The organism is Pseudomonas sp. LBUM1659 (assembly GCF_059716045.1).
This window is the reverse complement of sequence record NZ_CP166797.1, coordinates 2,007,310-2,018,209: the sequence shown is the minus strand read 5'-3', so window position 1 is coordinate 2,018,209 and position 10,900 is coordinate 2,007,310. Positions and strand designations below refer to the sequence as shown.

Below are 10,900 nucleotides of genomic sequence, written 5' to 3'. Positions count from 1 at the left end.
CGTGCAAATCACTTATTTCTTATATATCCCGCGATTAGAGAGAGTGACAAGATCCGGGCCGGCAATGATCGGAGCCAAACATGCAACAATGTCGGCATTATTGATATAAGCATCCAACCTTTCACTGAGGTCGTTATGAAAGAGTTTGATAGCGCTCTGACAATCAGCATCTTCATCGGAGCTATTCATTCCCAGCCCCATTGCGAATTTTTCTTTATCCTCTATATGCTCAACCGACAACCCGTCTACAACCGTTCGCTGCAACTCAATCGACCGTTCAAGATACTCAAGCTTTCTATAGTAATGAGAAGATAGCTCTTTAGGTTCAAAGGCAGCATTATACCAATAGTCTTCTGTATCCAATTCCTGATGCGATACTTCGTGAATAAGTGCATGCGCGCGCACATATGTGGCGGCTTCAAAAAAACCGAGACCCAGGTTCAACCGTCGACCAAGGTCATTTGGATGTATTGAAGCAATGTGGTCCATGCTATCGGCAAGAGATATCTGGTTGCGACGCCCTCCCCCGAAATCGATCAGCGCGTCCCTTAAGATCGAATAATTTTCCTCTAATAGCTTGGCCATTCCAGAAAAATCCAAAATATCATCAAGCCCTTCTTCCTCGACAGCAAACACCTTACTCAGGTGTTGTTCCACACGCCCACCTGGCTCAGCTGTCCTGAGTTGAAAAATTGCTATATTCAAGATATCTATTGCATAGCTCAAGGCCTCCAGAAAATCCTCCCTGTACTCGCTATCAAATTCATCCAGGCCTCTGGCCAAAATATCACCGCCGATATCTGTTTTTAGCTTTTCTTCGTACTTATCACCTGCGCCCCGATACTCTGGAGCCATGTTTAATGCCGAGGCATCCTTTTTTCGATATGTCAGCAATGACCTCAACGCACTGGACAACGTGGCAGTGGCCGCCTCACTGACCTCCACTGGAGCATCATCGCTGCTTTCAGTGCGAACTTGAGGGCATTGAGAAGATAAGCGTCCCTGCCGCGCGGTACGGACACCTTTTTTGATAGACGTATAACTTGGCATCACATCCACCCTGTCGATTCTGGACACTCAATCCGGCGATCGTCGCCTGCCTCCAGTCTCGCCATCCGCAATCGTTAACGAGGCTTTTGCTCAAGATCAATCTCGGCACTATCAACCGCTGCGATGACATCAAGCTTGTTGGTCAAGGACACAGGAACAGTCACTGCATAATTAAGCAGTAACCGCGGTCTGTTGCCCAGGGACTGCCAAAAGCTCCCCAAGCTGAACAAACCCTCATCCTTGGGGGGGATGACCCGGGTATAGGCACCGGGAATGCTGGGGAGTTGTCGGTTATTGATTAATGCGTTCAACACCTGATTCATCACCAGCATGGCCTGGTTATCCGGCGCACCACTGGGACTGTCATTACTGACTGCCTGACTGCTGTCCCAATAGGTGATTAGATAGTTGCAACATACGTTCACCTTGGCCGGTTGCAACACACCGGCTATGTAAGCTCTTGATTCGCCCATTTTCAGCTCTAGATCTTCATAGATGTCATAAAGAAATACACTGACTACCGGCTCGGGAGGCAAGTTTTCCGGATCCGGCAAGTCAAAACGAACCGTAACGTCGGAGTATAGATAGCCGGTTAATGCCGTCTGCAACGCCTTATTGACCTCAATCACAATCATGTTTGAATCAGTCTGTGCAGGCATGGATCAATCTCCTGTCTAGGGTGCCAGACGGCCGATTTTGGCCAGTTCTCGTTTCATCGCCCGCTCGATGTGCTGATTGCCAACGCACGGAGTATGCTCATCGGTTGCCAGCCAGGTCGCCAGTAATGCGATGTTCCGGATATTGGCCCCGGTCAACTCAGTTCGCATCGCCAGTTGCTTGAGGTCGACTTCCTCGCCAAGGCTGATTTTTCCTGGCCAGATGTTTCGCCACATCCGCTCACGCTGTGAAACATCGGGGAAAGCGAAGCGGGTGATGAAGGTAAAACGCCGGCTAAAGGCGTCGTCCAGATGACTGCGATTGTTCGTGGCGAGGATCACCAAGCCCGGGTAACTTTCCAAGCGCTGCAGCAGATAAGACACCTCAATATTGGCGTGACGGTCCTTGGCATCCTTGACGGCGCTGCGTTTGCCGAACAAGGCGTCCGCCTCATCAAAAAACAGTACCCCAGCATCCGCTTCAGCCCGATCGAATATGAGCGAGAGGTTCTTTTCGGTTTCCCCGATGTACTTACTTACTACCGTGGCGAGGTCGATCTGGATCAAATCAACCCCCAATTGCCCGGCAATCACCTCGGCCGCCATGGTTTTACCGGTGCCGGAATCGCCATAAAATAGCGCGCTGATCCCTGTTCCATAGCCAACCTTGGCACCAAAGCCCTGTTCCAGCACCTGACTGCGGTGCCTGGTGGCGATCAGAATTTCGGTCAACTGCTGGTGTAATTCTTCTCCCACGATGAGATCATCAAAGGTACGTTTGGGCTCACTACGACGCGCCAGTTTGCCAAAGTTTTGTTGCGAGCGCAGACGAAAGGCCTTTCGCAGGTCAACTTCAGAGAGTGGCGAATCCGGATCGCGCAGCATTCGGTAATGTTCTGCTTCCTTGAGCATCTGTGGCAGGGTGTGCGGCGTGAAATGCTGCCGCTCACAGAACGTCATCACATCAAAACCAGTGACCGTGAGCGGATCCAGATAACCGCGTAACAGGGCTTCTTTTTCTGCCAGTTCTAACTCAGGCATGTCCACCACGACTTGCTGTACAAGGGGCAGCCAGATCATGGGGCCATGCACGTCGCACAAACAGACGACCAGCAGGCCTGGTTGATTCAGCAGTTGCGCAAACGCCGCCAGTAAACCTTTACGTTCTTCGGTCAAACAATCGAGTGAGCGCACCACCAGGCAGGCAGCGTGCATACGGACTTCACGCAACACTTGCGTGAGGAGGTATTGCGCATCCTGGTCATTGTCCGGCAAGCGCGCCATATCAAGTTGTAATGTGTCACGGCCCACGGCCAGAGCTGCAGCGGTAACGGCCATCGCGCATCCAGTATCCGTGGCGCCACGCACCATCAACACGGACTGAACCTCATCACTGCCGGAAAACGCCTGAGCTTGCAGAGCAAGCATAATGGCTGGCGGGGCATTCCGGATGTAGGAGGTTTCCGGAGATAGCCACTCGGTACAGTTCATTAATAACGCTGGCAGATGCCGCTGCCCGGTCAAGTAGTGATACACGCCAATATCAGTTTCAAACAAGGATTGATTCCAGCCCTCTCCTTGCTGCTCGCCTTTTTTTCCGAGTCGAAGCAACTGGAAACTCAACAACGGTGACTGCGGTAAAAAACTCGCCTCTTGGACTATCTTCTCAAACGGAGAGGAACAAAATAAGGTTAACGCCAACTCAAAACTTAACCACTTTTTTTGCGGTGTTCCGTGCAGGGCTGCGAACAAAATAAAATAGCGACTATCAAAATACGGCAACAATCCCAGCAACAGCACATCTTTTTCGAATTCGGTTAAATCAAATCGCGTCACTAGCTTATCCAGCAAATAGCATTGGTCACTTTTAACATTAGCCGTTGATGCACCGTCCTCCCAGGGTTTGCACGATGTGCACCAATGCGGAACTCCCCAAGGAGCGATTATTCTCGCTTCGAGTTCTTCAGCTGTAAGAATAAACGCGTCCAAGGCAGGATTGATCTGTTGTTGCAACACCTGCCCAGCCCGCGACTGCACCAATAGATCAATGCGTTCCAGCTGCCGAAGAAGCTGATTGATATGGGGATCAGCCCAGAACTGCGAGGTTTCTTCGAGTGACTCAGTTAACTGATTCATCAGAAATATTATCCTTATAGTAATAAGTGATTAATATAAGCCAACCCAACTAACCACAACCCCGCACACCTATGTAGCAACATGCTTCGAGCGAAGCCTACTTTCAGTTTAGTGGGTATTTAACCGCTACCCATGGCACTTTTTCATTACTCGAGAGGCGGCGCACTCCAATGAATGATCAGCGGTTTTATCAACCAGGGCAGCATCAACATTCCTGTCGGCCATGGCCAATCGGTTAGCAGTACGTCATACACTTGCGGCTCAATGTACAAGGTAAAATCTCCATGACTGGGTACCAACCATGCCGGGCGCTGTAAATACAATTGGCGTATCTTTAAGGTAGCACATCATAGTAAGCGCTGGTTGCCGTCTGTCTTGTCTGCAGATTAATCCGTCCCGTCAATCGATACAATACCTGGCCAGAAAGCCATCTTGTTTGTGACGTAATATTCTTATGTGTACTTGATTGGCGCAGTGAAACATACTTGATGGAGTGGCGCGCCCAGTAAGTGGCAGTCTGTAAAGTGCTATTTGTATGCACGACGTCTACCTCCTTTCAAGCCGATGTCGTCTGTTCGCAGGCCTTATTTTGCGTTTTCCTGGCTGGTTTCGACATCCCTGTTACCAATTAGCAAGACAACCACATATTCAAGGCGGATTTACCGCTGTACGACGCAAATACTGCTTGGCTAACATCAGATTGGCCGGCCAAAACAGGTTGAACAATTGCAATACGTTATCACTCAGACCTCGGTATGAACTTTTCGACAATTGAAACGCACTTTGGGTAACCAGAATGAATGCTCCACGTTTTCGCAGCGTTTGCTAAAGCGGTTGTATTTTTATATTAGGCTGGGCTTCATTTTTTCACCCATATCAATATTGACGATGGGTTGTTTATCACCCATTATGCTTGCGATGGACCCATTCTGTGTCACATGGAGGTAGTCATCATGACGATAAAAAACGCTCCGAACGTTCGGAGTCCGTCAACTGATTCCGATTCGAGTAATGCCATCGTCCAGCGTGTTCTAGGGTACGGAAAACGCCTACCGATAGATCTGCCCCAGTCCGTAGATGAACTTAAAAACTGGATTATTGACCAAGAAAACCATCTGGCGCGGGAATCGGCACGACAGGGTTTTGGTTTCTTGGTTCTCAAGCAGGAGTTGGGAGAAGGAGAGTTTGCGAGGTGGCTAGCTGAACATGATTTCAAAGAGCAGCGAGTTTACGAGCACATCAGCGTCGCCAAGATGTTGCTGGCGGCACCTGTGAAAGTACAACCCCTGTCGATGGGCTTGGGTAAGGTGAAGCTTATCGAGCTGGCCCGATTACCAAGCGACACGATTAACGAGGTCGCCGACAGTGGGAAGTTGGATGAGCTATCTCGATTGTCAGTTCGTGAGCTCAAAGAGCAGGTACGCGGCCTTAAGACTCATAACCAAGTTATGGCGCTCGACCTGGAGGCTGCTCAGCGATTGAATGAAACCCTGAATAACCAGAAAGCGGGGGGCTGGCCGCAAGACGATAGTTTAAGTTACGCGAGTCAAGTTCAGGCGATGAGATAATTTGATGTCCCCTTATAATGAAGTTCTCTTGTGGCTTGAGCGGTTAATCTATTTATTTACCGGTAACGATATACTGTGCGTCGAATGTCATGGATTGGGTATGCGCATGACCCGACCGACTTCCCCTTTGCTTTGACGCCTTCTGATCTCATCGCCTTGCAAGGAGGGTTGCGCATGAGTACTTCGGAACCGAGCTTCGCGCAGCGAGCATGCATCCTGCTGCTGGCGGATCGTTTGACAGCCTAAGGCTGTCGGCGAACAGTTGCAGGTCACGGCGCCGACGGTATTCAAGTGGCGAAACCATTATCTGGAGGTGGGAGTCGAAGGGGGAGTGATCTGCTGCGCAACGGCCAGCCACTCAACCAGGCGCTCGAAAAAGTCAACGAGATCCTTCATGCAGAGCAATGGCTTACGTGGGCTGCTTTACGAATTCGGAATCGTGCTGCCAGAAGGTTATACCCAGCTGAGTAAGGCCGTTCCGGAGGCCTTCGCCGATGCTGAGCATCGAGTGCCTTCCATGTTATTGGACAGCCTACGCGATCAGTGGACTCGAATTATCCAGTTGGATGAGGAAATTCGAAAAATCGAACTACGTTTGAAACAGTGCCTGCGTGAGAGCTCCGACTGCCAGAAAATTGCAGAGATTCCCGAAATTGGTTTGTTGACCGCTACAGCCGCTGTTGCCTCACTGGGAGATGCGACAACCTTCCATTCTGGTCGCCAGTTCGCGGCTTGGCTGGAACTGGTTCCTCGACAAACGGGCACCGGTGGCAGAGTTTGGCAACTGGGGCTGAGCAAGCGCGGAGACACCTATCTGCGAACGCTGTTGATGCATGGTGCTCGCTCCATCCTCAATAGAGGACACCGGTCAGAGTGGGTTGAACGCTTGTTGACCAGGCGGCCTTATAACGTGGCGGTCGCCGCAGTGGCTAACAAGCTTGCCAGAACCATTTGGGCCGTGTTGGCCAAGGGCTCTACGTATCGGGCCGAACTCTTTACGGCATGCCCTACGGGGCATTGAAAACAGGAACCAACAGACTTCACAAGGAGCACAGGCGGTAAGCACGTGATGGCGAAATAGGTCAGACCGTGACGGGGTAAACCTGGTAGGGAATATGAGCCACGGGCACAGCCTTCAGCTCGATTTTCAGATGAGGGCCTCGTCAGCGGATTCCATCAGGGCCAGCAGGTTTTTCGGCCTGCACAACAGGCCGGATATAAGACTGCTCCTACCTACGCGCCAGCATGGCTACCTATTGAGCTCCGGGAGGCGTCCATATAAGACCTTCCCTAGGTGATTCAGCGGGACTAACTGCGGTCATCCCAACTCTTACAATCATCTTACCTTATTCAATTTCGTCTTGGGTCATGGTGATATCCTTACCGATCTGAACAAAAAATACCTCTTCCGGTTTCGCCCAGCAGACCACCTTGGTGCCAGAGGCGGTCAAGATAGTTAGTGATGGCGGCGAGGGTTTGCTCCCATGTGGGTTGAGTGTTCGGTTAAAACGTACAAAAACACGCTGACCACCGGCACCGCAGGTGGATCTTCCGGGTCAGGCAGATCAAAGCGTATGATGACGCCAGAATCCAGATAAGCCCTTAATGCAGCTTCAAGCTCTTCGTTTAATTGAATTACAATTAAGTCTAATTCAATAATTGCAGTCATGATTCAGCGTTTTGGCGCATCGCCAGTTGGCTAACTTTGGCCCGCTCGCGTTGAATTGCCAGTTCAATATGGTGGTTTAGCATACAAAACGCTTGCTCGTCGGCTGCCAGCCAACTAGCCAGCAGTGCAATATTGCGGATATTGGCGCCCGTCAGCTTGGCCCTCTGCGCCAGTTGCTTGCAATCAATATCGCTGGTTAGATTGATTTTTTCCGGCCAGATCGCACGCCACATTCGTTCACGCAAGCTTACGTCGGAGAAGGCGAAGCGAGTGAAGAAGGTAAAACGCCGACTGAATGCATCATCTAATTGCCCCAGATTGTTGGTGGCCAAAATCACCAGCCCCGGGTAACTTTCCAGCCGCTGCAACATGTATGACACTTCGATATTGGCGTGCCGGTCTTTGGAGTCCTTGACCGCACCCGCTTACCGAACAAGACATCGGCTTCATCGAAAAACAACACCCCTGCATCGGCCTCCTCGCGATTAAAGATAAGCGCGAGATTTTTTTCGGTTTCGCCAATTTATTTGCTCACGACCGAGGCCAGGCCGATCTGGATCAAATCCACGCTTAACTCCCCGGCGATGACCTCGGCTGCCATGATTTTACCCGTGCCGGAATTACTATAAAACAATGCACTGATACCGGTTCCATACCCGATCTTGGCCGCAAACCCACTTTCCAATACGAGGTTACGGTGTTTAGTAGCAATCAGGATCTCTTTGAATTGCTGAGCCAACTCCTCACCGACGATCAGATCGTCAAAAGTGCGTTTGGGCTCGATACGCCGTGCCAGTTTGACGAAGTTCTGTTGTGAACGCAGACGAAAGGCTTTTCGCAAGTCGGCCTCGGAAAACGCCTATGCAGGATTACGCAACCTTCGGTAGAGGTCTGCCTCCTTCAGAATTTGAGGCGAAGTGTGCGCTGTGAAGTGCTGCCGTCGACAAAGATCCTTCACATCGAACACCGAGCTGGGCAGCGCCGCCAGACGATTGCGCAACATCGTTTCTTTTTCCACCAGCTTGAGCGGCGGCATGTCCACCAGTACCTGACGCACCTCCGGCAGCAAGATCAGATTTCCTTGCGCAGGGCACAAGCACACCACCAACAAGCCTGGTTGATTCAGCTGCCGAGCAAAAGTGGCCAGTAAGCCCTAGCGTTCCTCGGTAAGACTTTCCAGCGAGTGAACCACCAGACAGGCCGCGTGCATCCGCACCTCGCGCAGCACCTGAACGAGCAGATGCTGCGCATCCGTGTCCTTGCTCGGCAAGCGGGTCACGTCCAGCTGCAAGGTGTCACGCTGTAAGTTTTTTACCGCCATCGTGATGGCCATCGCGCGCCCGCAACCTAAAGCACCACGCAACATCATTACCGGCCGTGGCGCCTGGACCGACAGCTGTGCGACTAGCCTCGATACGATGGCCGGGGGGCATTCGGTCTCGTATGCCTCGGCGCCCCGTGACAACCATTGGGCACTATCCTTCAGCGAGGCCAGGAGGTGCTTGCGCCCCGTCAGGCCCAAGCTAAGCAACTGGCAGTTGAGCAAGGGTGAATCGACTAAAAAACTGGTTTCCTGAACAATTTTTTCGTAGGGAAATGAACAATACAACGTCAGGGCCAACTCAATCGTCGGCAGTTTTTTTCGAGGCTTCGTACAACGCGGCAAACTGCGCATAGTAGCGCGCTGTCGAAGTAAGGCAGCATGCCCAACAACAATATATCTTTTTCGAAGTCAGTCAAATCAAAACTAATAGCCAATAACTCCAATAGAACGCAACGTCCCACGTCGAGCATGATGCCCTCTTGCCCCTGAACTCCGAAGAGGCCGTCCAATACGAGGCTCCGTGTGGCGCGTTCATTCGGTCGTTGAGCTTTTCCTCGCTCAGAAAAACTTATCCAGTACGTGTTTATCGGCACGTTCCGGCACTTGCCTGACATATGCTTGCAATATTAAGTGCGCTGCAATTGCTGAAGCAATTTGCCGACATTGTGATCGGATCAAAAAAATGGGCGTCATCCGTCGCAGCTGTGAACTGGTTCATCTGAGCGCTATCCCTTATAATAAAGCAATTGATAAAAATCAACACACAAAACTGGCCAGCGCAAGTCATAAACCTATTAGTCGAATCGGGGCGGCCGCAAAAACTGAGTGCAACACCTGACCATTTCGGTACGGTGTTGCCCTTATGTCCTATCACGAACTCAGTATCGAAGAACGCGTCACTATCCAACTCGGTTTGGCCCAAGGCTTTAGTCAGCGAAGGATCGCCCGCTTGATCAACCGAGCGCCCTCGACCATAAGCCGAGAGCTACGTCGTAACCGGGAGGGAGGTAGCCGCTATTTGGTGCGAACTGCTCAGCAACGGATGCAGGTTCGCCGTCGTCTCTGTCGGCCCAAACGTAAGCTACTGCCGGGCAGTGAGCGGCTGGAGTTAGTGGCCCATATGCTGCGTGAGCGTTTGTCTCCTGAGCAGATTAGCGGCAAGCTGCGCAGCATGAACATACCCAGCCTCAAAGACGCCTACGTCTGCCGCGAGACGATCTATACCGCGATCTACGCCTTGCCGGTCGGTGAGCTGCGCAAGGAGCTGATCATCTGCTTGCGCCAAGGTAAGACCTCCCGTAGGCCGCGCTCTGGTGGAGTGGATCGGCGCGGCCAGATCCCCGAGATGGTCAGCATTCATGTGCGACCACCGGAGATTGAAGACCGGTTAACCCCGGGGCATTGGGAAGGCGATCTGATCAAGGGCAAAGCCAACGCCTCGTCTGTAGGCACCTTGGTGGAACGTACCAGCGGCTACTTGATGTTGGTGAAAATGAACGATGCGACAGCGACCTCTGCGATGGAAGGCTTTTGTGCTGCGCTCAATCGCATGCCGCTGGCGATGCGTAAAAGCATGACCTACGACCAGGGCCGGGAGATGGCGAGACATATCGAAATCACGCAGAGGACCGGTGTGGCGATCTATTTCTGTGATCCGCACAGCCCTTGGCAGCGCGGGAGTAACGAAAATATTAACGGACTAATCCGCCAATACTTGCCCAAGGGGACTGACTTGTCAGTCCACAGCCAGGAAGAGCTTGATGCCATAGCGCTGCAATTGAACATGCGCCCACGCAAACGCTTCGATTTTAAATGTCCAATCGAAGTGATGGGTCAAGTAATGCAAAAGGCCATCGCTATGCGGCATGATGGCCCGACTTCAAATCAATAACCGTGTTGCACTCAGCTCCTGCAACCGCCCGGCTTTACTCAGGGCTTCATTATAAAATGTAGCTGCTGTCACACCTATAACAAGCCAAAACTTACAATTAATTTACGATCCGACCGGCGGCGCAGACCAGCGCACAAGAAGCGGCTCTTTTATCCACGACAGTTTACCACTTCCATCGCATGTACCAGTCGTTTTAATAATACATTATATATTTTCGGCTGGATGTGCAGCACTCTATTTCCCTGAACAGACATTAGCCAGGCTGGTCGTTGTAAAAATAGCTGACACATATCCGTTACGCTTAACCGCTGCCAGTACGGTAATTGTACTGACAACTGTGAAAACCACTGTTGCATCACCATCACCTCCTGTTGATCATCATCGGGTAACTGCCACTCCAACGGCATATATAAGTGCAACCCGAAGAGCAGTTTATTCAGAGGCATGCGCCATTCGGCGTATTGTTGATCCGCCCCAATCAATTCATCCAGCCAGGTAACCGCATTAACCTGCGCCTGGAGATCACGGCCGCCCTTCTTGCAAAAGCCCCAGCTAATTGAACAATCCGGGCAACAACGGCCAAAGCAAAGTGAGACCGTCATTGCT

The 10,900-nt window shown here is 51.4% G+C and carries 13 protein-coding genes and 2 pseudogenes; 4 read left to right on the top strand and 11 right to left on the bottom strand.

The annotated features are described in order from the left end of the window. Positions 1-12: 12 nt before the first annotated feature. The 4 genes from ACA048_RS09185 to ACA048_RS09170 form a co-directional block, all read right to left on the bottom strand. Positions 13-1,050, bottom strand: a complete 1,038-nt coding sequence (locus tag ACA048_RS09185; protein ID WP_497628814.1) for a hypothetical protein — start codon at positions 1,048-1,050, stop codon at positions 13-15. A gap of 74 nt (positions 1,051-1,124) precedes the next feature. Continuing rightward, positions 1,125-1,709: a Pvc16 family protein gene (locus ACA048_RS09180; protein ID WP_497628813.1), complete on the bottom strand. Its 585-nt coding sequence runs from the start codon at positions 1,707-1,709 to the stop codon at positions 1,125-1,127. Between the two features lie 15 nt (positions 1,710-1,724). Beyond that, positions 1,725-3,842, bottom strand: coding sequence for an ATP-binding protein (locus tag ACA048_RS09175; RefSeq protein ID WP_497628833.1), 2,118 nt, complete (start codon positions 3,840-3,842; stop codon positions 1,725-1,727). A 146-nt stretch (positions 3,843-3,988) separates the two neighbouring features. Further along, on the bottom strand, positions 3,989-4,165 hold the full coding sequence (locus tag ACA048_RS09170; protein ID WP_497628832.1) for a contractile injection system tape measure protein: 177 nt from the start codon (positions 4,163-4,165) through the stop codon (positions 3,989-3,991). 630 nt (positions 4,166-4,795) lie between these two features. On the opposite strand from ACA048_RS09170, the gene ACA048_RS09165 reads away from it, so the two are divergent. The 3 genes and pseudogenes from ACA048_RS09165 to ACA048_RS09155 form a co-directional block, all read left to right on the top strand. Beyond that, on the top strand, positions 4,796-5,410 hold the full coding sequence (locus tag ACA048_RS09165) for a hypothetical protein (protein WP_497628831.1): 615 nt from the start codon (positions 4,796-4,798) through the stop codon (positions 5,408-5,410). A 106-nt stretch (positions 5,411-5,516) separates the two neighbouring features. Next, positions 5,517-5,803, top strand: a pseudogene (locus ACA048_RS09160) (helix-turn-helix domain-containing protein); the annotation flags it as partial. Between the two features lies 1 nt (position 5,804). After that, positions 5,805-6,431 (top strand): annotated as a pseudogene (locus ACA048_RS09155) (IS110 family RNA-guided transposase); the annotation flags it as partial. 435 nt (positions 6,432-6,866) lie between these two features. Here ACA048_RS09155 and ACA048_RS09150 read toward each other — a convergent pair. The 6 genes from ACA048_RS09150 to ACA048_RS09125 form a co-directional block, all read right to left on the bottom strand. Further along, positions 6,867-7,079, bottom strand: coding sequence for a hypothetical protein (locus ACA048_RS09150; RefSeq protein WP_497628830.1), 213 nt, complete (start codon positions 7,077-7,079; stop codon positions 6,867-6,869). After that, positions 7,076-7,450, bottom strand: coding sequence for a hypothetical protein (locus ACA048_RS09145; RefSeq protein WP_497628829.1), 375 nt, complete (start codon positions 7,448-7,450; stop codon positions 7,076-7,078). The genes ACA048_RS09150 and ACA048_RS09145 overlap by 4 nt, the downstream gene beginning before the upstream one ends. After that, complete coding sequence (locus ACA048_RS09140) at positions 7,414-7,602, bottom strand: AAA family ATPase (protein ID WP_497629831.1); 189 nt, start codon at positions 7,600-7,602, stop codon at positions 7,414-7,416. The genes ACA048_RS09145 and ACA048_RS09140 overlap by 37 nt, the downstream gene beginning before the upstream one ends. Continuing rightward, positions 7,603-7,920 carry a hypothetical protein gene (locus ACA048_RS09135; protein ID WP_497628828.1) on the bottom strand — a complete coding sequence of 106 codons (318 nt, stop codon included), beginning with the start codon at positions 7,918-7,920 and terminating at the stop codon, positions 7,603-7,605. An 18-nt stretch (positions 7,921-7,938) separates the two neighbouring features. Further along, positions 7,939-8,148 carry a hypothetical protein gene (locus tag ACA048_RS09130; protein ID WP_497628827.1) on the bottom strand — a complete coding sequence of 70 codons (210 nt, stop codon included), beginning with the start codon at positions 8,146-8,148 and terminating at the stop codon, positions 7,939-7,941. Positions 8,149-8,232: 84 nt separating this feature from the next. Further along, positions 8,233-8,754, bottom strand: a complete 522-nt coding sequence (locus tag ACA048_RS09125; RefSeq protein WP_497628826.1) for a hypothetical protein — start codon at positions 8,752-8,754, stop codon at positions 8,233-8,235. A gap of 511 nt (positions 8,755-9,265) precedes the next feature. Here ACA048_RS09125 and ACA048_RS09120 point away from each other — a divergent pair. Next, on the top strand, positions 9,266-10,294 hold the full coding sequence (locus ACA048_RS09120) for an IS30 family transposase (protein ID WP_497625381.1): 1,029 nt from the start codon (positions 9,266-9,268) through the stop codon (positions 10,292-10,294). Positions 10,295-10,443: 149 nt separating this feature from the next. Here the strand turns inward: ACA048_RS09120 and ACA048_RS09115 are convergent, their stop codons facing one another. After that, positions 10,444-10,896 (bottom strand): contractile injection system tape measure protein, encoded by a 453-nt coding sequence (locus tag ACA048_RS09115; protein ID WP_497628825.1) that lies wholly within the window; start codon positions 10,894-10,896, stop codon positions 10,444-10,446. Positions 10,897-10,900: the final 4 nt, after the last annotated feature.

Coding starts and splice junctions, on each gene's coding strand:
- ACA048_RS09185 (WP_497628814.1), bottom strand. CDS start 1,050: ATGCCAAGTTATACGTCTATCAAAAAAGGTGTCCGTACCGCGCGGCAG.
- ACA048_RS09180 (WP_497628813.1), bottom strand. CDS start 1,709: ATGCCTGCACAGACTGATTCAAACATGATTGTGATTGAGGTCAATAAG.
- ACA048_RS09175 (WP_497628833.1), bottom strand. CDS start 3,842: ATGAATCAGTTAACTGAGTCACTCGAAGAAACCTCGCAGTTCTGGGCT.
- ACA048_RS09165 (WP_497628831.1), top strand. CDS start 4,796: ATGACGATAAAAAACGCTCCGAACGTTCGGAGTCCGTCAACTGATTCC.
- ACA048_RS09150 (WP_497628830.1), bottom strand. CDS start 7,079: ATGACTGCAATTATTGAATTAGACTTAATTGTAATTCAATTAAACGAA.
- ACA048_RS09145 (WP_497628829.1), bottom strand. CDS start 7,450: ATGTTGCAGCGGCTGGAAAGTTACCCGGGGCTGGTGATTTTGGCCACC.
- ACA048_RS09125 (WP_497628826.1), bottom strand. CDS start 8,754: ATGCGCAGTTTGCCGCGTTGTACGAAGCCTCGAAAAAAACTGCCGACG.
- ACA048_RS09120 (WP_497625381.1), top strand. CDS start 9,266: ATGTCCTATCACGAACTCAGTATCGAAGAACGCGTCACTATCCAACTC.
- ACA048_RS09115 (WP_497628825.1), bottom strand. CDS start 10,896: ATGACGGTCTCACTTTGCTTTGGCCGTTGTTGCCCGGATTGTTCAATT.